A 20,734-nucleotide genomic window follows, 5' to 3' on the forward strand; every position below is an offset into this window, starting at 1 on the left:
TCTGCGAGGTAGCGCTTAGGTCAGTGTCTGTTGGAGGTGGTCACGATGGTGGTCGAGCCATAGCAGGGAGCGGGCGATGTTGACGGTGAACCGCCCGCTGTCCCAGTGCCGCGCGGTATCAGCCCGCGGGCCGAGCGCGCCCGCAGCGACCCGGGCGGCTTGGTTGATCTGGACTCGAGCCACCTCGTCGAGCAACCGGCAGCGTTGTTGGCTGTCCAGGCCGCAGGCATCGGCAAAGATCCGCAATCGCCGAGGACGCTCGGCCAGAGCCGGTGGGGCAGCACCGTCGCCCATCAGCTCGTCATGCAACGGGGTCATGTGCCAGGCCGCATAGGCCACGTCCTCGATCGCCCGGCCCGGCCGGGCCGAGTCGAAGTCGACCAGCCCGCACAGTCGCTGGTCGCGCTCCAGCATGTTCCACGGCGCGATATCGTTGTGGATCACCGTGTCGCCGTGCAGCGGCCAGTCCTCCGGATTGCGCCACAGCGCTCCCGGCGGGGCACGGAAATCGCGCACCGCTTCGGCGAAGGTGGCGATCGCGCCGCCGACCTCGCGAAGCTGGTCGTCGCCGCGCAAGGTCGGCACCGGCACGCCAGGCAAGCGAGTCAGCACATCTCGGCCCTGCTCGTCGATACCGCGGTAGCGCGGCGAGTACGGATACCCTCGTCGCTCCAAGTGGGTCAACAGCGTCGCGACGGTATCGCTATGCGCACCGCGCTCGCGGCGCACCGTCTCGCCTACGATCCACAGCCGGTCCATCGACCCGCGGCCGACGATCTCGTGCTCCTCCATGGCCAGCATTGTGGTGCAGTCGCCGATCCGTTTGCGTACATACCGCAGGGTCTTCGTCTCCCGGCTTGTGGTTGTTGGGGGTTGGCTGGGACAGGAGTTGATCAGATGGGTGATTGCTGGAGTGCTGTGCCCAGCGTGGCGATGCGTTCGGCGGCGTGGGGGAGCTCGCCGATCCAGATCGCAAGATGCGCGGGTTCGACCCGGCGCCATCGGTCGATTTCGGTGAGAAGTGCGGGGAGTCCTCCATTTTTGGGCCAGGCGATCCGGGCTCCCGCTGACACGTCTCGGTCGGTGAGCCCGCGAAGCCGGTCGCGGTCGGCGCGGAACTGATCGGGAGTGCGAGCGACGGCTTGCCAGGTGTCACCGAAGCGAGCGGCGCGTCGCAGTGCGGGGAGCGACGTGCCGCCGACCACCAGGGGTATGGGTCGCGCGGGTGTCGGCGCAAAGACTCCGCCGCCCAGACCGCGCCCGGTGGCGTGGAGAGCGCGCACGGTTTCGAGGATCTCGTCGGTACGACTGCCGCGACCGGTGAACTCGGCCCCCACGGCGTCGAACTCGGAACGTTCCCAGCCGGTACCGACCCCGAGCAGAACCCGACAAGGTGCTAACGCGTCGAGAGTGGCGGTCTGTTTGGCCAGCAGGATCGGCTCGCGCAGCGGGGTGATCAGCACCGAAGTGCCCAGTAGCAGCCGGCGTGTGCGGGCGGCGACGAAGGCGAGGGTCATCAGGGGTTCATGTACTCCGCCATAGGTGTGGTTGTAGCCGCCTGGGGGCAGGAGATGGTCGGGTAACCACACCGCGCCGAACCCGTGGTTCTCGGCGGTCACGCCGAGGTCGGCCACCGTCCGAGTGTCGGCGGTGGCCGATTCGCTGGGTAGGACCAGGTCTATGCGCATGTCGGGGCTCCTTCGACGAGGTCAAAATGGTCGAAGACCGCCCGGGGCCACTCGTCGGCGGCCGGGCCCACGATCACGTGTCCACCACCGATCTCGAGGAGTCGGGCCCCGGGAATCCTGTGGGCCAGCTCCGCGGAGTGCGCCGGGTCGACGAGTCGGTCGTCGCGGGGGACCACGACGAGTGTCGGGGCCCGGACTTGAGAGAGATCAGCGCGCACGTCCAGTCGTCGGGCGAGGTCGGCCTGGGCGGCCGAGCCATCAGGGGCGTTGGCCGCGATCTCGAGAGCGATCGCGTCCGGATCGTCGCTGCGGTGGCGCCATTCCGATTCCGAGCTCGATGCCCAGACCAGGAACCGGCCCAGGGTCAGCGAGTCGCCGGCCTTGAGCAGGGCGATCCACACCCCGCACGCCAGACGCAGCGACGTGCTCGCATGCGCTAGCCCGGCAGTCAACACGATTCGGCTAATCCGGTCTGGATGGCGGGCAGCGATCCGCACCGCCACCGCCGAACCCAGCGAGTATCCCAACAGATTAAACCGTTCCACGCCGGCGGCGTCGGCGGCGGACACCGTGCGGTCTGCCAGCTCGTCGAGCTGTAGAGCGTCTGCCGCCCGTGGGGACGGCCCTGTCCCGGGGTAGTAGGGGCAGATGACACGACCACTGCGGGTCAGGTCGTCCAGGAAGGGGACGTTGAATTCCGGGGTGCCGCCGGCACCGTGCAGCACCACGGTGCCGGTAACCGAAGCGGGGCCGCGGACGAGCGCATCCAGAGGGGTGACAGTCATGGCAGGATCATCGACGTTCACACTGATATGAAGGTCAAGGGAGCACGGGTGCGGATCGGGGAACTTAGTCAGCGGACCGGGGTCGGCGCGCACTTGCTGCGCTACTACGAGGCCCAAGGTTTGCTCGCGCCGGGCCGCGGGCCGAACGGCTACCGCGAGTACACCGCCGACGACGTCCTGACTGTGGTCCAGATCCGCAAACTGCTGGAGGCCGGACTGTCGACCGAGGACATCAGGCTCCTGCTGCCGTGTGCCGCCGGTGCGGCACCTGATCTCGAACCGTGCCCCGATCTGCTCGCCACGCTACAGTCACGCCTGCGCGGGCTCGATGAGCGCATCGACACGCTCGCTCGGTCGCGCGAGGCACTCCGCCGCTACCTCAACACGACCGTCTCGCAGTTCCTGTCCTCGTGAGCGGTTCCAACGTCACTCGATCGCGTCTGTCCCGCTGCGGGGAACCTCATGAGACGGGGGCGTACGGTGAGGTCTCGGGACGCCTCTTCGATGCTGCGGGAGAGCCGGTGTACGCCGATGTCGGCGATCGCGTCATCGGGATCAGCGCGGAGCGATCGCGCGCCGTGCCGAGGACCATCACCTCCAGCTTCGGCCCTGAATGCGAGACCGCGACCCGTGCCGCGGTCGCCGTCGGTTTCGTGCACCCCCTGGTTACCGACGACGAGTTGGCGCGCTGAAGCCTGGGGCGTGGTCGGCCGGAATGCGGCACACCAGGTCGGGGTTGTCTCTGTCGTCGGCGAAGGTCCTGGCAGGAGGTGTGGGGTGTTGAAGCAGGCGCTGTTGGTGATGGACGTGCAGCAGACGGTGGTCGGCTGGATCAACGAGGGGCAACGGTACGCGGCGCGGCTGGCCGGTGCCGTCTCCGCGGCGCGGGAGGCCACTGTTCCGGTGATCCACGTGGTCGTGCGGCACCGGGACGGCCATCCCGAGGTGGACCCGGGTGGCAGGTTCTTCGCTTCGGTGATCGGCACGGACACGCTCACGGAGTCGAATCCTGGTAGCGAGATCCATCCTGCGGTGGCGCCGCGAGACGCGGAACCGGTTGTGGCGAAACGGTTTATCAGCGCGTTCTACAACTCCGATCTGGAGACCCTGCTTCGCGCGTGGCACATCGATACCTTGGTGCTCACCGGGCTCGGCACCAGCGGGGTGGTGTTGGGCACTCTGCGCGATGCTACCGAGCGGCAGTACGAGCAGATCGTGCTTTCCGATGGATGCGATGACACCGACGCGGAGGTGCACCGCGTGCTGACCGAGAAGGTCTTCCCACGCGAGGCGGAGGTGATCACGATCGCGGACTGGGTTTCCCGCCTTGGCTAGGCGCTCCAGCGTCCGCAGGTTCTGTTCCGGGGTCATGATCTCGGGCACGCCGTAGCAGTGGGCGACAGTGAAAAGTTCCAAGTTGGGGCCGGTGTTTCCTTCGGCCCATACCGGCTCGGCGACACAGAGCCGGGCGGGCCGGCAACGATCAGCAGGACTTCGCGCTCGCCGAAGCCGTGAACCTGCTCGTCGGGCCGGCCCACGTGTGTGACGATAGCCAGTTCCCCGGAGCCCTCGTCGAGCAGCACGGGATAGCGCGAAGCGATCAGCTCGCCGTCGTTATCGCTGACCAACGTCGCTCACGGATTCTCCACGATCAGGCGCCGCACCGCCTGTTCATCGGTAACCGCGTGCGTGGGATTGTGCCGCATCTGTTCATCATCACCCCTCGCGTACCCGCCGATCGCGGGACAACGACGGCTTCGATCTCGTCGTCTCATCGAGGATCCTGCACTACAGCGACACCGAGGCGGCGCGACGTTTCCTGGTCGACGGGCTCGGGCTGCGCGAGACGCTGACGGTGCGCGATGACGACGGAGACGTCGTGCACGGTGAGCTGCGCTGGCCTGGTGGCGGCGCCCTGGTGTTCGGCGGCACGAAGCACACCGGTGGGGTGCCACGAGGGCCTCAAGGCCGCAGCGCTGTACCTGATCACTCAGGACGTCGACGCGGTTCATCGGCGTGTCCAAGAGGCGGGCGGGGAAATCGTGACGTCTCCCGGACGTAGCGAGTTCGGCGAGGGGGGCTGCCAGCGCCTACGCCTTCACGACCCGCGATCCCGAGGGCAACCTATGGACGATTGGCGACTACCTGGGGCGGCAGTAGCGGCACCACAAGGCCCGCAGCACGCCGGCAACCCCGGGTGCAGAAGGCGATACTCGGGCGATACCCAGCGGACGGGACTGTCATTCTGGACTTCGGTGCCTTGGTGGAACAGTGCTTTCCAGCCGTCAGGGGTGTACTGCCACAACGTTGACCGTCGGGTGACGCGAGCGCTCTGCTGCAACGTGTAGGTCAACAAGAAGATCTCGGGGGCAATCTGTTGGCAGTGAAAGCCGGCGGTTGACCACGGGTCTTCGTGGGGTTGCTGGTGGCGCTGTTCAAGCATATCGAGTACGTAGGCACGGCTATAGCGCTGGCCTGAGGCGCCAATCTCCCAGAACCCCTCGGCGATCATCGCGTCGAAATCGTCTCTGGTGGTGCCGAACTCCGGACGGTGGAACAGCGGCTCGCGGCGGACTAGACCGAACCCGCCGCACCATCTCGACCGCCTGCACCGGATGGTCGGCGACGGCCCGTCCCTGCGCGCTCGGATGCGGCTTATGTGGGAGCTTCGAGGGCGCGCCGACCGCGAATTCGCCGAGGAGACCGGCGAAATCCCCGCAAGCGCCCGCCCGGCACGCGGTGCCGCTCGGCTTGGTCCTGCACTGCCGACTGCCACATCCTCCGATGTGCCCGACCACATTTGGGCTCAGCCGCAGCGCAAACGCCCCGCCGCGTACCGGGAATGGCTGAGTCAGTACACCGAACTCGCCGGAGCCGATGTCGGCAACTACACTTGTCGACCAGTCGCAGAGCGGTGAACCGGGGCGGAACTGGAAGCCGATAGCGGCGTAACGTCCGGCGTCTCAGCTTGACCCGAGCACGGTCGACACCGGACCGGGGCAGCAACCTACAGTGCTCTATGTGCGACCAGGACGTGGCGGACACGTCGAGCGGGTCTGTAGAGTTTTCGGCTCTGTCACGAGTGGCGGTGGGGTCGCGGCGTGCGGTTAGAGCGCACAGGTGCCCATTCACCCCAAGGTGATGGCCCGGTTTCGGCCACAGCCCCAGCCGCTCCACGGGCGATCGGTGTCTCGGCGATTCGTCCTGCAGGGCGGATCCCCGGGTCTCCGGTAATGCCCTCAAGGCGGCTTGCCCTCAAAGGGCTGGGTTGGCTGTAAGTATCTCAGCTCTGAACAGCTCGGGGCAAGCGATCAGCCGGTGCGTTCGGTGGCGCGCGACTGGTCGAGGTAGGTGTGCACGTGGTTGGTCAGCGCGGCGTCCACGCGTTCCGGCTCTTCGGTGCGGAGCTCGTCGAGCAGATGCCGGTGCTGGCGGGCGATCTCGCCGGGTTCGCCGTGTTGTGGGGCATCGCGTAGGAAGTAGGCGCGCACTCGCGGTTGAAGGGTGCGCCAGATCTGTAGCGATTGGGTATGGCCTGCGGCGGTGATCACCGCTTCGTGGAATTCAACGTCGAGGTCAGCGAGCTGTTCGGCGTCCAGTGCGGAGCTGGATCGGCGCTCCATCCGGGCGACAATCCCGCTGAGGTGTTCGACAAGACCGTCTGGTGGTGTCTCGGCAACCGCGCGGAACGCCGCACGCTCGATGACCAGGCGGATTGGCACCAGGATCTCGGTGATCTCCGCTTGGCTGATCTCGGCGACCACAGCGCCGCGATAGGGATGTGTGACCACGAGTCCTTCGTGTTCGAGGACCATGATCGCCTCGCGGACAGGGCCGCGACTGAGGTTGTAGGCCGCGGAAAGATCCCGCTCGACGAGCCGATCGCCCGCAGTGAATTCGCCAGTGGCGATGCGGTGCCGGAGATGGCGCAGGATCCAGTTCCGCCGCGACTCGGGTGGGGCGGGAGCCGGAAGCATGCTGCAAACCTTAACAGATGGGCGATGGTTGACCATCTGCCATCGAGCGGTTTACTGTTCCGTCCATTCACTGGGTTGTGAAGGAGAACGGATGAGCACGGACGATGCTGCGGGGATGGTCGGGCAGGCCGCCGATGCGCAGGCCGGTGAGGAAATGGGGCCGTCGGGTGTGCCGAGGCGAGTGACCGTGGCCGCGGTGCTCGGGACGGTGCTGGAGTGGTATGACTTCGCGATCTACGCGGCCCTGGCTACGGTGATCGCCCGGTTGTTCTTCCCTGCCGCCGATCCCACGGTCGCGTTGCTGGTGGCGCTTGCGTCGTACGCGGTGGGGTTCGTCTGCCGCCCGGTGGGTGCGGTGGTCTTCGGTCGGATGGGTGACCGGGTGGGTCGGCGTACGACTCTGGCGGTCACGATCCTGGTGGTCGGTTCGGCGAGCCTGCTGATCGGTCTGTTGCCCACCTATCCGAGCGCGGGTCTGCTCTCCCCGTTGTTGCTGGTCATTCTGCGGATGGCGCAGGGGTTCGCGGTCGGTGCCGAGTGGACGGGGGGCGCGACTTACCTGATCGAGCATGCCGCCACCGGACGCCGTGGACGGTATTCGGGGATCGTGCAGGCGGCGACGGTTGTCGGTTTCCTGCTCGGTGTCGGGGTGGTGACGTTACTGACGTCGACCCTCGGCGAGGCCGCTGTGGCTCATGGCGTCTGGCGGGTGCCGTTCCTGCTCGGTGGGGCCGTCGCGATTGTCGGCTTGTTCGTCCGGCTCGGGCTCGCGGACTCGCCGGAGTTCCGTCGGGCGCGAGGCGCCGCGCTCACGGTCGACACCGGTCCCGCCGAGTCGATGCGGCGGAATTGGTTGCTGGTGTTCGGCAGCGTGTTCGGGCTCGCGGTCTTGGGGTACACGGCGACTGGTTTCCCGTCCTACGTCGCGGGGGTGACCGGTCTGCCGCTGACTAGTGCACTGGCGACGAACGCGGCGGCGCTGGTAGTCGAGGTCCCGCTGATCATGGTTGCCGGGGCGTTGTCCGACCGGGTGGGCAGGACCAGGGTGATGACAGTGGCGATGGTCGGGTTCGTGGTGACGGTGTATCCGGTGTTCCTGCTGGTCGGCAGTGGGTCGGTGCCGCTTGTGCTGTTGGGGCAGGTGCTGTTCGTCGTGTTGTACGCGGGGGCGTCCGGGCCGATGGCGGCGCTGTTCATGGAGCTCTTCCCGACCAGGCTGCGGTCGACGGGATTCGGCACGTCGTACAACATCGGGGTCGCACTGTTCGGGGGCACGGCGCCGCTGGTGAACACCGCGCTGGCCAGCTGGACTGGGTCCACCATGGCACCCGCGCACTACCTGGTGTTCGGTGCACTGGTTGCGCTGGCCTGCCTGTGGCGGATGCCTCGCGGCCACGACCGGGAGCTGCCCCGATGATCGCGGCCCGCACCAGGCATCCCCTGGACCTCGCCCTCATCGGGGGGTACGTCGTGGATGGCACCGGAGCTCCGGCGGTGCGCGCCGACGTGGGAGTACGCGGCGACCGAATCGCGGTCGTCGGCACTGGCGGGTGGGCTGCCGCAATGACCCTGGACATCACTGGCAGGATGGTGACCCCCGGGTTCGTGGACCCGCACAGCCACAGCGACTGGTCGGTGTTGGGTAACCGAGACGCCCAGAGCACCATCCGCCAGGGGGTGACGACCGAGGTGGTCGGCAACTGCGGGGTCACCTACGCACCACTGACTGATGCCGGGGTGCCTGCGGCACGGCGTGCGCTGCGCGGCTACGGGTACGACGGCGATATCGGTTGGCGCTCGTTTCCCGAACTGCTCGAGATCGTGCACGACCGCGACGGTGGGACCGCGCAGAACCTCGCCTGGCTGGTCGGCCACACCGCGCTCCGAGAAGCTGCGGGCCTGTCCGGACCGCAAGCGTCCACCGAGGCGGTGCGACGAATGTCAGCTCTGCTGAGCGAAGCCTTGGAGGCGGGAGCGCTGGGCCTGTCGACCGGGCTGGAGTACGGCGCGGGCAGGGAAGCGCGAATAGCGGAGCTCATCGCGGTGACGAGTGCACTGCGTGACTACGACGGCATTTACGCCAGTCACATCCGAAACCGCGACGCTCGATTGAGCGAGTCCGTCGCGGAGTTCCTCACCGTCGCGCGAGCCCACGAGGTGCGCGCCCAGCTCTCACACCTCAATGTTCGTTACGACACCGGGGCGCCCGCTGGTGCGTGGCGCGAGGCGGTGGACGCGCTGACCCGGGCGCGGGAGGCCGGGCTGGACGTGGCTGCGGACATCACTCCGCTGTGCCACGGAATCGGGCTCGCCATTGGACTGCTGCCGTCGTGGGTGCTCGACGGAGGCTACGAGGCCGCCGCGAAACAGCTCGCCCACTCTGCTGTCCGGGCCCGGCTACGCCGGGACTGCGATCGATACTGGCGGTTCGTGCACCACGGTCAGTGGGACCGGGTCGGTCTGTTGCGCAGCCCCGGGCTGCCGGAGCTGGAGGGCCTGCCCTTCGTCGAAATCGCCGCGCGTCGTGGGCAGGACTGCTGGGACGCGTTGTTCGACGTACTCGCTGCCGCCGGTCCGCAGATGGCGGATGTACAGCTGCTCGGGCGACTGTTCACCCCCGGACACGTCGCTGAGGCCGTGGCACACCCACTGTTCTGTCTCGGTGTCGATGGCTTCACCACCCGTCTCGACGGCCCCCTCGCCGCCCGCACCCGCCACCCGCTGTTCGTCAGCGGGCACACGCATTACCTCGCCCATCACGCACTGCGCAGCGGAACCCTGTCCGTCGAGGAAACGGTGCGAAAGATGACCTCGATGGTCGCTGACCGGTTCGGCCTCGTGCGGCGCGGCCGCGTGGTTCCCGGCTGGTACGCCGACCTCGCGGTGATCGACACCGCCGTACTGGCCGGTGCCGACACGGCGACATTCCACGGCGCGTACGCCGACGGCGTGCCGCACGTGTTCGTCAACGGCGTCGCCGTGGTACGCGGCGGAGTCCACCTGGGAACGCGGTCCGGCCGGTTCCTGCGTCGATCCCCCGAAAGAAACGGAGCATGTGCATGAAGATCACCGACGTGCGGGCGGCCGGTCTGCGCGGGGCAACCCCACAGGGTGGCTGGACCGAAGAGCTCGCGCCCGATGACGTGGTCCATACTCTCGTCGCGGTGCACACCGATGCCGGCACTGTCGGCATCGGCAGCGTGTTCACCAGCGAGGCCCTGGTGCATGCCGCCCTCGACCTGCTGCGACCGCTGCTGATCGGGGAGCATGCTCTCGAACCCGAGCGGGTCACCGAACGCCTACACCGCACCACATTCTGGCTCGGCCGCGGTGGATCGGTCACCCACACCATCAGCGGCGTCGATACCGCCCTGTGGGACTTGTTGGGCCAGGCGACCGGTCAGCCGGTCGGAAGGCTGCTCGGCGGCCGCTATCGCGATCGTGTCCGGCCGTATGCCTCACTACTGATGGAGCGGCCCGAACGGTTGTGCGCCCACTTGCGCGTTCTGGTCGAGGCTGGCTGGACCGCTTTCAAGATCGGCTGGGGACCGTTCGGACGCGAGAGCCACCGTCTCGACGAGCAAATCGTCGCCGCCGCGCGGGAGACCATCGGTGCGGACGCGCTGCTGATGGTCGATGCCGGGGGAAGCGACAGCGCCTGGCACCAAGGGTACAAGTGGGCACTCCGTACCGCGCAGATGCTCGCCGAGCACGACGTCGCGTGGTTTGAGGAACCACTGCCGCCGGACGCTCTTGACGATTACGTTCGGCTGCGCGAACGCGCTCCTGTCGCCATCGCGGGCGGCGAGGTACTCACCCGCCGCCAGAGTTTCTGGCCGTGGTTGCAGCGCGGCGCGCTCGACATAGTGCAGCCGGACGTAACCAAGGTCGGCGGACCCAGCGAGCTGCGCCGTATCGGATGGGTCGCGCACGATAACGGCATCCGGCTCATCGCGCACGGCTGGAACACCGCCATTGGACTGGCCACCGACCTACAGCTGGCTTCGGCTTTACCGGAGACCGACCTGGTCGAATACGTCACTGGCTCGCCGTACATCGACGACCTCCTCACCACTGCATGGTCGCTGGACACCGATGGGATGCTCACCATCCCTGAAGGCCCCGGTCTGGGCGTCGAACTGGACCCCGAAGCGCTGGCCCGCTACGCCGACCCCAGTGTCCTCCTCGATCCGGACCGGCCTGGGAGGGACCGGTTGGGGGCAGACCGATGACCGCCACGGCGATCCTGGTCAGCGGTGCCGCGTCCGGCATCGGGCGCGCGACCTGCGTGCTCGCTGTCCGCGACGGCCACCACGTACACGCCGTGGACCTCGACCCCGACGGGCTCTGCGAGACGGTCGAGCTGATCGGCGCCGCGGGTGGTCAGGCCACCGCACACCGAGTCGACGTCACCGCGGCCGACCAGGTGCAGACGCTGTTCGCCACGATCGGAGACGGGCCCCGGCTGGCGGGAGTATTCACGGCCGCCGGGATCGACCGCGGTGGCCCGGCCGATGAGCTCGACCCTACGACCTTCCGGCAGGTGCTGGAGATCAACACCACCGGTACCTTCCTGATCGTGCAGCAGGCGCTGCGGGCGATGAAGGCCACCGGCGGCAGCGTGGTGCTGTGCTGCTCCCCCGCCGCCCAGGTCGGCTTCGCCGCCGGCGGCGCCACCGCATACGGCGCGTCCAAGGGCGCGATCGCGTCGATGACCCGCACCATCGCCGTCGACTACGCCCGCTACGGAATCCGCGTCAACGCCGTCCTGCCTGGGCCGACCGAGACACCGCTGATGTGGGCCAACGTCACCTCGGCCCAGTCGGCCGCGCTGCGCGGCCAGATCGCCGGCGAGGTCCCGCTCGGGCGGCTGGCCCGTCCCGACGAGATCGCCGAGTGCGTGCTATGGCTGCTCTCCGACCGTTCGTCCTTCACCACCGGATCGCTGGTCGGCTGCGACGGCGGCGTCCTGGCCAAGTCCTCGATCAGCGCCTGAGCCCTACCTGGGAGCAATCATGAACACAGAGACACCCATGCCCTGTGTCGGCGTCGGCACCACCTGCTGGGCGATCGGCGATGGCTGGATCCCGCCCTACAGCACCGGTGACGACCCGGCCCTGCGCAGCCACGAAAGCCTGTGCCTGCTCAACACGGGAGAACGGGCCGCGTACGTGCAGCTGCACCTGTTCTTCGCCGACCGCGAGCCGGCGGGCCCCTACCTTGTGACCGTGCCCGCCCGCCGGGTCCGCCACGTCACCCTCAACAACCTTACAGAACCCGAACCAGTCCCCACAGCGACGGACTTCTCCGCCCTGATCACCTCCTCGGCTCCGATCATCGCGCAACACACCCGTCTCGACTCGCGCCAGCCGGCTAACGCGTTGCTGAGCACGATCGCGTTCCCGGTGCGGGGTTGAGCTTCATGAGTGCCGTCGATCGGCGCCGCGCCACCACAGCAGTGATCCTGGCGACCTGTGGCGCCTCGCTGGGTGGGTTCATGTTCGGGTTCGATACCGCCGTCGTCAATGGCACCGTCGACGCGGTGGAACGGGAGTTCGCGATCGGGCCAGCGCTGCTCGGGACCATCGTGGCCGCCGCATTGTTCGGCGCCGCAGTGGGCGCCTTCACCGCAGGTCGGGTGACCAACCGGCTGGGAAGGCGCACCACTATGTTCCTCGCCGGTGCGCTGTTCCTCGCCACGTCGGTGCTCAGCGCGCTTGCACACACCGGCACAGAGCTGGCCGTGTGGCGATTACTCGGCGGCGTCGGGGTCGGCACCGCCTCGGTCGTCGGCCCGCTCTACATCGCCGAGATCGCCCCCGCCCAGCTACGTGGGCGGCTCGCGTCGGCTCAGCAGATGTCCATCGTGCTCGGCATCTTCGCCGCGCTAGTGTGCAACGCGAGCCTGGTCGGCGCCGCAGGCGGCGCCGACCAGGTACTCGGCGCCGGTCTGCCTGCGTGGCGGTGGATGTTCCTGGTCGGCGCGGTCCCATCGCTGGCCTACGCACTCGCTGCGGTGGCGCTCCCCGAATCGCCCCGTTACCTCGTCGCCCTCGGCCGCGACTACGCCGCGCGGCGAGTCCTGCAACGCCTGCATCGAATCCCCGAACCACAGGCCGAACACGACATCGCAGCCATCGCCGCGGCACTCAACCCACCGAACCCGGCGAGTCCGCCGGACCTGGCGAACCCGGCATCCGGCGGGCTGTCTCCCGAGCGCACCATGCTGCGGCGTTTGCCGCGGATCATCTGGATCGGCATGGCGATCGCCGCGCTGCAGGCACTGGTCGGCATCGACGTGATCTTCTACTACTCCACGTCGCTATGGGCGCAGGTAGGGTTCGGTGACGAGTTCTCGTTCTGGCTGTCCGCGTTCACCTCCCTCGTCAATGTCGTGGCGACAACAGTGGCGATTGCGCTGATCGACCGGATCGGACGGCGCAGACTGTTGCTCGGCGGTTCGATCGGCATGACCGGCGCTCTAACCGTCATGGCAGTCGGCCTCTCCCAAGCCCACGAGGTCGGCGACGCGGTCAGCTTCACCGACGGATGGGGCGTGGTCACACTGCTGGCCGCGAACGTGTTTGTAGTGGCGTTCGCGGTATCCTGGGGCCCGGTGGTGTGGGTACTGCTCGGGGAGATGTTTCCAACCCGGCTGCGCGCGCAGGGCGCTTCGCTGGCCGCATGCGCCAACTGGGTTGCCGGGATCCTTGTCAACCTAACCTTCCCCACACTGCGCGAGCTATCCGTGCCAGGCAGCTACAGTCTCTATGCCTGCTTCGCCGCCGCCTCATTTGCCCTCGTGTTCATCGCCCTCCCGGAAACTGGGAACCGTCCCCTAGAGGAAATCACCGATAACCACTGACCCGCCCACCGAGTGAAACCTTGCGTCACACCCGGCAGACACTTTACTGTCGCGCCGACATGTCCGACGGATTTTCGCCACCGGCATGTGACCTGACCTACGGGAAAGGTTCCAGTTTCGGTGGCTAACTGGCAGCCGATCCGAAAGGCTGTGTCGTATGCCCCGTGCCTATCCTGTCGAGTATCGACCGCACCTTGTCTTCCTCGTCGAGTAGGATGCCGTACATCGCAGACGCGACGCGGGATCGGGTTGCAGACACCGCCCCATCGCTTCGCGCCGAGGTGAGCCGTGTTGATCGACCGCGGGTTGCTTCGCGGCTAGCCTTGGCCCAGGTCGGCGGAGACCCAGTGTTCTGGCTGCATGTACAGGGTGACGTGTTCGCCGAGTTGGGTCTGTTCGTATTCCACGAAGTCCTCGACCCTGTCCGCAGGGAGGTACCGCGCAGCCATCTGCACAGCTTGGTCGCGGCTATCTGCGGTGATCCTGGATACCGGCCCCTCCACCGACACGTAGCGCACGGTCGGCTCGGTCCGTTGCACCATCAGACTGAAACGCCCTACAGCCCGAATTGCTCGCGCCTTTCGAGAATCGGGCCCGGTACGTACCCACAGCTCGCCGCCCGGCGCGTAGTCGTACCAAATGGGTATCGTCAGCGGTGCGCGGTCGGGCCATTCGACCACCGACAGGGTACCGATACCGGGTTCGGCCAGGAACTGCTCTCGTTCTCGTCTCGATAGTCCATGTCGTCGACCGTAGCGGCGACCACCGACAACTCTCGGCTGGCGGACATCCCGCCCCTTGCCACCTACACGCTCGGCCCAGCACGACGTATCACTGCAACATGACACAGCCACATAGCCGGTGTCTCAAGAGAAACCCCTGTCAAACGTTCGCAAGCGGATCCTCGGGTGAGATGCGCTCGGTCTCGGCGGGATCAACAGCCAGCGCTGAAATGCTGGGAGCATCCGGTGCTGTTTCGATTGGAGAACATCGATGCCTCGTGCTGTCAGCCTGATCCGCTCCAGCGCCCTGTCCGGCGTGGCCGAATATGCCTACGCGGCAACCGCCCCGGCTGACGCTCGACTCATCTTCCTTGCGGGTGCCTGCCCTTTGAACGAGGACGGCTCCACTGCTGCCGTGGGCGATGTCGCCGGGCAAGCTGCTCACGCCGTCGAGAACATGAGTATCGCTCTGGCCGAGGCCGGCGCGTCGATTGACGACGTCATCAGCACTCGCGTGCTCGTCGCGTCAACGTCGCGAGCCGATCTTGTAGCAGCCTGGCAGGTCGTGCGCGACGCGTTCGGAGAGCACGACGTGCCCAGCACCCTCATGGGCGTCACCGCGCTCGGCTACGACAATCAGCTCGTAGAGATCGAGGCGATCGCTGCCGTCACCGACTGACGATCACCAGCAGTGCAGTTGAGCCGACGACGTAAGGGGATCGACAACCGGCACAATAGCTGGCAACGAGCTTTCCGTAGCTGCTGTTGGCCGGCATGGGCAAAGAATCGCAGGGTAGGTGGCGCATTCGAACGGCGGCAGTCGCCCCCAGTCCGACACGAGCACGCCGTCGTCCAGAAGATCCTGAACGCGCCTCAGCCGCTGAAAGGTGCGAAGAACGAGGGAGGTCAGAGGGGCTCACCCTCAAGGAGCGGGTCGAGGACGCGGTAGGAGTCGAGGTCGCGGAAATGTCGCGCGTACAGGTCGACGGCGTCCTCGTCGAGGTCCTCGTCCAGGGCCGTCGCCACGTCCACGATCTGCATCAGCCGGGTCGAGATCGTGTCGCCATCGGCATTGCGGTGGGTGCACTCCTGAGCGCGCCCGTGAGCGTCGGCCAGACGCCGCACCGTCTCATCAGAAGAAGCACGGAGCAGGACGACATCTTCTCGGTACAGCGCAGGGCGGTTCCGGTCGCTGCTGATCGACTCGAAGAGCAGGAGTGCGACGTAACGGTTCGCAATCATGACGATCACCCTAAGCATCGCCGAAAGCAACCGCCTCAGGGATTTCACTGAGAACTCGGCCGGCTTCTCCGCCCGAACATCGGGGCATCAGCAGAGTTTCCGCAACCTACGGCGTGACGGTTTCACCTTCGAACTCCACCCGACGAAACAGCATTCCAGCCAAGCCCAACGGCTTGGGCCCGTCCCCTCAATGTCCTAGGCGAAGTGTCAACCAGGCTTTCGTCATCCGCACCGGATCCGGCACCGTGACTTGGCTTCCTACTCGCGCCTCGATTGTGGGGTGCGGGCTACGCCACCGAACTTGCTCGCGCCCTGGCCTGCTGGTACGACACGCACTCCGAAGCCGGGGTCGCCCCTTCCCTTCGTGTCTACGTCTTTCCCGATAATCAGGCAAGTCGAAAGGTCCCCGAACGGACAGGCTTCCACCCCATCGGGGTCCGACCAAACTGACGAACGGCAACTTATCTACGAGACTCCACTGCGGTAGGCAGAGTTCGACCCTGTACGAAAAGGATCCTTGGATTCTAGCGGGACAGCGCAGGGACTCGGTGTACATGAGCGGTGAGCTGCCGGACGAGTCGGTGCCGGATGGCCCTGCAGCCGAGGTGCCGGATGCCGTGGGCTTCGACGCCGCAGACGCCTGCGAGACGGTGCGCACCGCCAGACTGGTTCCCTACGGTCGGGACTACACGGCCGCACCGGCCGTCGGAGTGGTCCTGAAGCAGACACTGGCGGCGGGAACCGACGTCACCGTGGGGCAGGCAGTGTCCCTACACACCGAAGCGGGAAACCTGGCTCCCGAATAGACCCGACCAAGCACGGCGCGTCGGCGGCACAGGTCGAGTTCGTGAACACGGCAGATCGACGGCCAACGCACGGATGACCAGCGTCCACGACGCCACCAGGTCATCGTCCGACCACTTCACCCGCACGACTTCGAACCTAGCCCGACGGTGGACGGGTCTTCAGCGGACCGTCCACTTTCTCGAAGATTCCCTCGCCAGAGGCGCGCTGTATGGGTGCGAGCATGGCGGCTTGTTCGGCACACTGGCCACCATGACGGTATCGAGGGCCTTCGCCAACGTGCTCACCGACGACGTCGCCGGGACGCGCGACTTCTATGTCAACCTGCTCGGGTTCACGGTCGCGTTCGACAGTGATTGGTTCGTCAACCTCACCTCAGGCACGCTCGACCTCGACGACGGGCACGGGACGCCAGCCGGCGAGCTCGGTATCTGGCGTCGGGATCATGAGCTGCTCCCGGATGGGTTCCGGCAGCAGCCGGGCGGGGTGGTGCTCTCGTTTGTCGTGGACGACGTCGACGCAGTCCACGTCCGCGCCCAGCAGCAGGGCCTGGCGATCGTGGCCGGGCCGCAGGACCTGTTCTACGGGCAGCGCCGACTCTTACTCACCGACCCGAACGGGGCACTGGTCGACGTCTCCACCCCGACCGCGATGTCCGAGGCTTTCACCGCCAGCCTCGTCCAAGACGGCAACACCATCCGCCAGAAACCTGAACACCCGTAACGCAGACGGATCCGCTGTCCGAATCACCGCATCAACGCCCAGTAACTAGTAGGCGATCACCGGGCCGCCCACAAACATCCGGACAGTCCCCGACACCAGCGTAAGGCGGATTTGTCGAGTGGGGTCGGGGGCTCGTCGTCTCCTCGCTGGGACTGTGCTGGTAGCGGCGTTTCGGTCTTGCTATGCCGATTCTCATATAACAATATGAGGGACTGTCCGATGAGTGGCGCCGCTGTTCCTGGCACAGTCCGGCCTCGTGAGGGTTTTCAGCTCCACTTGCCCGGCGAGGTGACGATGCGTTGGGAACTCTGTCAGAGTTTGGGCTGGTGGCGTTGGCCGCGACCTGGGAGGACGAAGAACCTTGATGTGACGTCGCGCCCCGCAGGTGTCGAGGATGAGACTATGTGTCCTGACTCGGGCTGTTGTGCTGTTTTGGGGCTGCCCACACCGATCCTGGGCGGGTGCTCGCGGCGGTGTAATCGGAGTGGTGCCGTGTGAGTAGTTCACTGCCGAGCCGTCGTGCGCGGCCGAGTGGATCGTCGGGGTCGAGTTCCACGTCTCCTCGCCGGTTGCCGATGCCTCGCTCGACACCGACGAAATGTTGGCGCAGGTAGCGGGAGGCCTCGTGGACTTGTGAGACGACGGCGTTTGTCGCCGCGGGAAAGGTCTCCTCAGAGGAAATGAGCAGCGCGATTCGTTTTCCGGCCAAGGCGTCGACGACTCGCTCCGAATCGGGATAGCTTGCTGCGGTGTAGCAGAAGAGGCGATCGAAGAAGTTCTTCAGCGATGCCGCCATCCCGTACCAGTACAGTGGCGTGGCATAGACGATCGCTTCTGCGGGGATGAGCTCTTCTTGTAGTAGTTTGGCGTAACCGTCGGCTATTCCACAGTCGCCGTCGGGCTGTCTGCAGATTCGGCAGTCTCTCAGAAATCCCGTCACCGCTTCGGGCAATGAGAGGAGGGTGGCCGTCGTTCCGGATTCACGTATGCCGTAGGCACACGCCTGCGCCATCAGTGTGGAGTTGCCATCTCGACGCGGGCTGGCGGTCATCACCAAGACGGTCATGTCAGCAGCGTGGTCCAAGCCGCGTGCCGTGTGAAGTACGAACATTATTGTCCCGCACTAACCTTCTGGATACCGTGCAGGTATGAAGCCTGCGGAGGTGGAGCCCGAGCACTGTAGGGTCGAGGTGGCGATGCGCGTCGTCGGGGGACGCTGGAAGTTGGCGATCCTGCTCAAGCTCTACGACCGAACTCACCGTTTCGCCGAGCTCCAGCGTGCGCTGCCCGGCGTCACCGCCCGAGTGCTCACCCGTCAGCTTCGAGAGCTCGAGTCCGACGGCCTGATCAGTCGGCGGGTGTACCCGGAAATTCCTCCTCGCGTGGAATACTCACCATCACGCGTCGGCAAGACCCTCGAGAGTCTGGTCCGCGAACTCGAGCGATGGGGAAACTGGTACGTCGAGAACTCGACGCGAGAGGTCCAACAACCCGGCTAGCGGCGGCTGAGTGTGGTCACCTGAGCTGGCCCCGGTTGGTGGGTGGTTCGGACCGAATGTTGGCCCCACCCGGTTTGTGATCTTCGCGTCGTTGTTGTCGGCGTGGAGGTCGAAGGCGGCGTACTCGAGGGTGGAACTGTTCGAGCAGATCAGGCGTGATCGGCGGATCGAGGGGTGCTCGATCCGGGAGTTGGCGGAGCGGCATCGGGTGCATCGCCGGACGGTGCGGCAGGCGCTGTTGAACGCAGTTCCGCCACCGCGCAAGCAGTACCCGGCTCGCACGAGACCGGCGCTGGACCCCTACACCGAGATCATCGACGGTTGCTACAGGCTGATCGAGACGTGTCGAAACGACAGCGCCATACCGCTCGGCGGGTTTGGCAGCGGCTGGTGGCTGAACACGGGGCGGAGTTGTCGGCGTCGACGGTGTCGCGGTATGTGGGTCGCCGTCGGGGTGAGCTTGAGCTGGATCGAATCGAGGTCACGGTGCCGCAGACCCACCTACCGGGGGCCGAGGCGGAGGTGGATTTCGGCGAGTTCTATGCCTATGTCGCGGGTGTGTTGGTGAAGTTGTGGATGTTCGTGCTGCGCCTGTCCTACTCGGGCCGCGCCTTCCATATCGCGTTCGCGACCCAGGCTCAAGAGGCGTTCCTAGAGGTGCATGTGGCGGCGTTCGTTCACTTTCAAGCGGTTCCGGCCAGGATCCGTTACGACAACCTCAAACCTGCGGTCGTGCGGGTGCTCAAAGGCCGCGATCGCGCCGAATCGGAGCGGTTCATCGCGCTGAGTACGGTTACGACTCGTTCTTCTGCCAGCCCGGCAAGGAAGGCGCGCACGAAAAGGGCGGCGTCGAAGGCGAGATCGGCCGGTTCCGCCGACGCTACCTCGTGCCGCTACCCGAGGTGGCCTACCTGGCCGCGCTGAATCAGCGCATCGCGGCCGGCGACCAGCTCGACGACGACCGGGTGATCACCGGCTGGGCCAGCACCGTGGCCACCACGTCCGCCACCGAACTGCCCGAGTTGTGCCCGCTGCCGGCCGAGCCGTTCGACTCGGCCCGGTTGCTGCACGCGCGGGTGGATGCTCGGGCACGGGTGGCAGTGCTGCTACTCGGCGCCGGCACGGCTGGTTGGGCACCGGTTGCCGGTGCGCCTGTCTGCGGCCACGGTCGAAGTGCTCGACGGCGCGACCGTGGTGGCCAGTCACGTACGCGCCGTCGAGCGTTACAGCGAGGTGCTTTGCCTGGACCATTACCTCGAAGTCCTGCAGCGCAAACCCGGACCCCTGCCGGGCGCGACCGCGTTAGCCCAGGCCAAAGCCGCGGGCGTGTTCACCGATACCCACCAACGCTACTGGGACGCCGCCCGCTCTGCCCGAGGTGACGCTGCCGGCACCCGCGCGCTGATCGAACTGTTATTGGCCCACCGCAGCCTTCTCACCGACGCCCTGCTGGCCGCGATGCGTACCGCGGTCAAGACTGGGGTGCTGGATCCGCAGATCGTGCTCATCGACGCCCGACGACACGCCGCCAGCGAGATGGCTGCGGTGGTCCCGATCGGCGTGCTGGTCCGGCTACGACCGCGCCTGCCCTGGGCGCCTGTGACCACCTACCGGCTGGGAGTAACTGATGCCGACCGATTCTGATGCCGCCGCTCAGGCCGCGATCGACGCCGCCGCCCGTGATCTGCACCTGCCCACCATTCGGACCGAAGCAGCCCGGCTGGCCGAGATCGCCGGTCGGGAACGACAAACTTACCTGGCGTTCCTGGCCGAAGTGCTCGCTGCCGAAGTCGACGAGCGCGGCGAACGCCGCCGCACCCGCTGGATCGCCGAGGCGAAATTTCCACGCTTGAAACGGCTTTCCGAGTTCAACACCGACGCCGTGCCCAGCATCGAACCGGCACACCTGGCCACTTTGGCTTCCGGCGCCTATCTGGAGGCCGGCGAACCAGTCGTGCTGCTCGGTGATTCCGGCACTGGCAAGACGCACGTACTCATCGGGCTCGGCTTGGCCGCCTGCGAACAAGGCAAACGGGTCCGGTATGTCACCTGCGCCCAACTGGTTAACGAACTCGTCGAAGCCGCCGACGAACGATGCCTATCCCGGCTGGTCGCCCGCTACGGACGTCTCGATCTATTGCTGTTGGACGAACTCGGCTACGTCCAAATCGACGCCCGCGGCGCCGAACTCCTGTTCCAGATCATCACCGAACGCGAAGAATGCGCCTCGATCAGGCTGGCCACAAACTTGCCATTCAGCGAATGGGGCACCGTGTTCGGGACCCCTGCCTCGTCGCGGCCCTGGTCGACCGGATCACGTTCAACGCACACACCTCGAGACCGGCACCGAATCCTACCGGCTACGCACCAGAAAAACCCACAACTGCGCCAAGAAAATTAACTGACCGAAAACCAGCTCCGCTCACCTG

At 66.5% G+C, this 20,734-nt stretch carries 25 protein-coding genes and 1 pseudogene; 17 read left to right on the forward strand and 9 right to left on the reverse strand.

Features of this window, described 5'->3' with window-relative positions; translation table 11 throughout:
• Positions 1-15: 15 nt before the first annotated feature.
• From A37U_RS48625 to A37U_RS45615, 3 genes are all read right to left on the reverse strand, one after another.
• On the reverse strand, positions 16-792 hold the full coding sequence (locus A37U_RS48625) for a phosphotransferase (protein WP_157183074.1): 777 nt from the start codon (positions 790-792) through the stop codon (positions 16-18).
• A 101-nt stretch (positions 793-893) separates the two neighbouring features.
• Positions 894-1,688 (reverse strand): LLM class flavin-dependent oxidoreductase, encoded by a 795-nt coding sequence (locus tag A37U_RS0128080; protein WP_020500010.1) that lies wholly within the window; start codon positions 1,686-1,688, stop codon positions 894-896.
• Positions 1,679-2,494, reverse strand: a complete 816-nt coding sequence (locus A37U_RS45615; RefSeq protein ID WP_157183076.1) for an alpha/beta fold hydrolase — start codon at positions 2,492-2,494, stop codon at positions 1,679-1,681. Before A37U_RS45615 ends, A37U_RS0128080 begins: the two co-directional genes overlap by 10 nt.
• Positions 2,495-2,521: 27 nt before the next feature.
• Between A37U_RS45615 and A37U_RS0128090 the strand changes: the two genes are divergently transcribed.
• The 3 genes from A37U_RS0128090 to A37U_RS0128100 all read left to right on the forward strand — a co-directional run bounded on the left by A37U_RS0128090 (position 2,522) and on the right by A37U_RS0128100 (position 3,808).
• Positions 2,522-2,887, forward strand: a complete 366-nt coding sequence (locus tag A37U_RS0128090) for a MerR family transcriptional regulator (RefSeq protein WP_026197677.1) — start codon at positions 2,522-2,524, stop codon at positions 2,885-2,887.
• Positions 2,884-3,165, forward strand: a complete 282-nt coding sequence (locus tag A37U_RS54510) for a sugar-binding domain-containing protein (protein ID WP_083933909.1) — start codon at positions 2,884-2,886, stop codon at positions 3,163-3,165. Before A37U_RS0128090 ends, A37U_RS54510 begins: the two co-directional genes overlap by 4 nt.
• A gap of 85 nt (positions 3,166-3,250) precedes the next feature.
• Entirely contained in the window at positions 3,251-3,808 is a 558-nt protein-coding gene (locus tag A37U_RS0128100) for a cysteine hydrolase family protein (protein ID WP_020500014.1), read from the forward strand.
• Positions 3,809-3,840: 32 nt separating this feature from the next.
• Here the strand turns inward: A37U_RS0128100 and A37U_RS50175 are convergent, their stop codons facing one another.
• Positions 3,841-4,101, reverse strand: coding sequence for an FMN-binding negative transcriptional regulator (locus A37U_RS50175; protein ID WP_083933911.1), 261 nt, complete (start codon positions 4,099-4,101; stop codon positions 3,841-3,843).
• A gap of 1,683 nt (positions 4,102-5,784) precedes the next feature.
• A complete protein-coding gene (locus A37U_RS0128110) occupies positions 5,785-6,450 on the reverse strand; it encodes a GntR family transcriptional regulator (protein ID WP_020500016.1) in 666 nt (221 codons plus the stop codon).
• Between the two features lie 91 nt (positions 6,451-6,541).
• On the opposite strand from A37U_RS0128110, the gene A37U_RS0128115 reads away from it, so the two are divergent.
• Genes A37U_RS0128115 through A37U_RS0128140 form a run of 6 tightly spaced genes read left to right on the forward strand, consistent with a single transcriptional unit; the run spans position 6,542 to position 13,315 of the window.
• Positions 6,542-7,867: an MFS transporter gene (locus A37U_RS0128115; RefSeq protein WP_020500017.1), complete on the forward strand. Its 1,326-nt coding sequence runs from the start codon at positions 6,542-6,544 to the stop codon at positions 7,865-7,867.
• Positions 7,864-9,513, forward strand: a complete 1,650-nt coding sequence (locus A37U_RS0128120) for an N-acyl-D-amino-acid deacylase family protein (protein ID WP_020500018.1) — start codon at positions 7,864-7,866, stop codon at positions 9,511-9,513. Before A37U_RS0128115 ends, A37U_RS0128120 begins: the two co-directional genes overlap by 4 nt.
• Positions 9,510-10,682 (forward strand): mandelate racemase/muconate lactonizing enzyme family protein, encoded by a 1,173-nt coding sequence (locus tag A37U_RS45620; RefSeq protein WP_020500019.1) that lies wholly within the window; start codon positions 9,510-9,512, stop codon positions 10,680-10,682. The genes A37U_RS0128120 and A37U_RS45620 overlap by 4 nt, the downstream gene beginning before the upstream one ends.
• Positions 10,679-11,446 carry an SDR family NAD(P)-dependent oxidoreductase gene (locus A37U_RS0128130; protein WP_020500020.1) on the forward strand — a complete coding sequence of 256 codons (768 nt, stop codon included), beginning with the start codon at positions 10,679-10,681 and terminating at the stop codon, positions 11,444-11,446. The genes A37U_RS45620 and A37U_RS0128130 overlap by 4 nt, the downstream gene beginning before the upstream one ends.
• Positions 11,447-11,465: 19 nt before the next feature.
• Positions 11,466-11,867, forward strand: a complete 402-nt coding sequence (locus A37U_RS0128135; protein ID WP_240437693.1) for a sensory rhodopsin transducer — start codon at positions 11,466-11,468, stop codon at positions 11,865-11,867.
• A 5-nt stretch (positions 11,868-11,872) separates the two neighbouring features.
• Complete coding sequence (locus tag A37U_RS0128140) at positions 11,873-13,315, forward strand: sugar porter family MFS transporter (protein WP_020500022.1); 1,443 nt, start codon at positions 11,873-11,875, stop codon at positions 13,313-13,315.
• A gap of 317 nt (positions 13,316-13,632) precedes the next feature.
• Here A37U_RS0128140 and A37U_RS0128145 read toward each other — a convergent pair whose 3' ends face one another.
• Positions 13,633-14,169 carry a pyridoxamine 5'-phosphate oxidase family protein gene (locus tag A37U_RS0128145; protein ID WP_338055077.1) on the reverse strand — a complete coding sequence of 179 codons (537 nt, stop codon included), beginning with the start codon at positions 14,167-14,169 and terminating at the stop codon, positions 13,633-13,635.
• 139 nt (positions 14,170-14,308) lie between these two features.
• On the opposite strand from A37U_RS0128145, the gene A37U_RS0128150 reads away from it, so the two are divergent.
• The gene (locus tag A37U_RS0128150) at positions 14,309-14,716 is read left to right on the forward strand and encodes a RidA family protein (RefSeq protein ID WP_020500024.1); all 408 of its coding nucleotides are present in this window, start codon (positions 14,309-14,311) and stop codon (positions 14,714-14,716) included.
• Between the two features lie 227 nt (positions 14,717-14,943).
• Here the strand turns inward: A37U_RS0128150 and A37U_RS0128155 are convergent, their stop codons facing one another.
• Positions 14,944-15,279 (reverse strand): DUF4288 domain-containing protein, encoded by a 336-nt coding sequence (locus A37U_RS0128155; protein WP_157183077.1) that lies wholly within the window; start codon positions 15,277-15,279, stop codon positions 14,944-14,946.
• Positions 15,280-15,540: 261 nt separating this feature from the next.
• On the opposite strand from A37U_RS0128155, the pseudogene A37U_RS55070 reads away from it, so the two are divergent.
• From A37U_RS55070 to A37U_RS45630, 3 genes and pseudogenes are all read left to right on the forward strand, one after another.
• Positions 15,541-15,729 (forward strand): annotated as a pseudogene (locus A37U_RS55070) (GNAT family N-acetyltransferase); the annotation flags it as partial.
• A 104-nt stretch (positions 15,730-15,833) separates the two neighbouring features.
• The gene (locus tag A37U_RS45625) at positions 15,834-16,085 is read left to right on the forward strand and encodes a PASTA domain-containing protein (protein WP_157183078.1); all 252 of its coding nucleotides are present in this window, start codon (positions 15,834-15,836) and stop codon (positions 16,083-16,085) included.
• Positions 16,086-16,335: 250 nt separating this feature from the next.
• Complete coding sequence (locus A37U_RS45630; RefSeq protein ID WP_063712844.1) at positions 16,336-16,806, forward strand: VOC family protein; 471 nt, start codon at positions 16,336-16,338, stop codon at positions 16,804-16,806.
• A 400-nt stretch (positions 16,807-17,206) separates the two neighbouring features.
• On the opposite strand, the gene A37U_RS0128170 is transcribed toward A37U_RS45630, so the two are convergent.
• Positions 17,207-17,872 carry a flavodoxin family protein gene (locus A37U_RS0128170; protein WP_026197680.1) on the reverse strand — a complete coding sequence of 222 codons (666 nt, stop codon included), beginning with the start codon at positions 17,870-17,872 and terminating at the stop codon, positions 17,207-17,209.
• Positions 17,873-17,954: 82 nt separating this feature from the next.
• Here A37U_RS0128170 and A37U_RS0128175 point away from each other — a divergent pair, with 82 nt between their 5' ends.
• Positions 17,955-18,305, forward strand: a complete 351-nt coding sequence (locus A37U_RS0128175; protein ID WP_020500029.1) for a winged helix-turn-helix transcriptional regulator — start codon at positions 17,955-17,957, stop codon at positions 18,303-18,305.
• Positions 18,306-18,626: 321 nt separating this feature from the next.
• Positions 18,627-19,229 carry a transposase gene (locus A37U_RS53115; RefSeq protein WP_205623041.1) on the forward strand — a complete coding sequence of 201 codons (603 nt, stop codon included), beginning with the start codon at positions 18,627-18,629 and terminating at the stop codon, positions 19,227-19,229.
• 1 nt (position 19,230) lies between these two features.
• Here the strand turns inward: A37U_RS53115 and A37U_RS53120 are convergent, their stop codons facing one another.
• Complete coding sequence (locus tag A37U_RS53120) at positions 19,231-19,428, reverse strand: hypothetical protein (RefSeq protein WP_205623042.1); 198 nt, start codon at positions 19,426-19,428, stop codon at positions 19,231-19,233.
• Positions 19,429-19,451: 23 nt separating this feature from the next.
• On the opposite strand from A37U_RS53120, the gene A37U_RS53125 reads away from it, so the two are divergent.
• Entirely contained in the window at positions 19,452-19,949 is a 498-nt protein-coding gene (locus A37U_RS53125; protein ID WP_205623043.1) for a hypothetical protein, read from the forward strand.
• Positions 19,933-20,706, forward strand: coding sequence for an ATP-binding protein (locus A37U_RS45640; RefSeq protein WP_240437694.1), 774 nt, complete (start codon positions 19,933-19,935; stop codon positions 20,704-20,706). Before A37U_RS53125 ends, A37U_RS45640 begins: the two co-directional genes overlap by 17 nt.
• Positions 20,707-20,734: the final 28 nt, after the last annotated feature.

Origin of the sequence: Sciscionella marina DSM 45152 (genome assembly GCF_000379465.1) — a bacterium.
Lineage (GTDB): Bacteria > Actinomycetota > Actinomycetes > Mycobacteriales > Pseudonocardiaceae > Sciscionella > Sciscionella marina.

Coding starts and splice junctions, on each gene's coding strand:
- A37U_RS45640 (WP_240437694.1), top strand. CDS start 19,933: ATGCCGACCGATTCTGATGCCGCCGCTCAGGCCGCGATCGACGCCGCC.
- A37U_RS0128120 (WP_020500018.1), top strand. CDS start 7,864: ATGATCGCGGCCCGCACCAGGCATCCCCTGGACCTCGCCCTCATCGGG.
- A37U_RS0128130 (WP_020500020.1), top strand. CDS start 10,679: ATGACCGCCACGGCGATCCTGGTCAGCGGTGCCGCGTCCGGCATCGGG.
- A37U_RS0128080 (WP_020500010.1), bottom strand. CDS start 1,688: ATGCGCATAGACCTGGTCCTACCCAGCGAATCGGCCACCGCCGACACT.
- A37U_RS0128115 (WP_020500017.1), top strand. CDS start 6,542: ATGAGCACGGACGATGCTGCGGGGATGGTCGGGCAGGCCGCCGATGCG.
- A37U_RS0128110 (WP_020500016.1), bottom strand. CDS start 6,450: ATGCTTCCGGCTCCCGCCCCACCCGAGTCGCGGCGGAACTGGATCCTG.
- A37U_RS45630 (WP_063712844.1), top strand. CDS start 16,336: ATGACGGTATCGAGGGCCTTCGCCAACGTGCTCACCGACGACGTCGCC.
- A37U_RS45625 (WP_157183078.1), top strand. CDS start 15,834: ATGAGCGGTGAGCTGCCGGACGAGTCGGTGCCGGATGGCCCTGCAGCC.
- A37U_RS45620 (WP_020500019.1), top strand. CDS start 9,510: ATGAAGATCACCGACGTGCGGGCGGCCGGTCTGCGCGGGGCAACCCCA.
- A37U_RS0128175 (WP_020500029.1), top strand. CDS start 17,955: ATGAAGCCTGCGGAGGTGGAGCCCGAGCACTGTAGGGTCGAGGTGGCG.
- A37U_RS0128155 (WP_157183077.1), bottom strand. CDS start 15,279: ATGATTGCGAACCGTTACGTCGCACTCCTGCTCTTCGAGTCGATCAGC.
- A37U_RS0128170 (WP_026197680.1), bottom strand. CDS start 17,872: ATGACCGTCTTGGTGATGACCGCCAGCCCGCGTCGAGATGGCAACTCC.
- A37U_RS48625 (WP_157183074.1), bottom strand. CDS start 792: ATGGAGGAGCACGAGATCGTCGGCCGCGGGTCGATGGACCGGCTGTGG.
- A37U_RS0128135 (WP_240437693.1), top strand. CDS start 11,466: ATGAACACAGAGACACCCATGCCCTGTGTCGGCGTCGGCACCACCTGC.
- A37U_RS0128140 (WP_020500022.1), top strand. CDS start 11,873: ATGAGTGCCGTCGATCGGCGCCGCGCCACCACAGCAGTGATCCTGGCG.
- A37U_RS0128150 (WP_020500024.1), top strand. CDS start 14,309: ATGCCTCGTGCTGTCAGCCTGATCCGCTCCAGCGCCCTGTCCGGCGTG.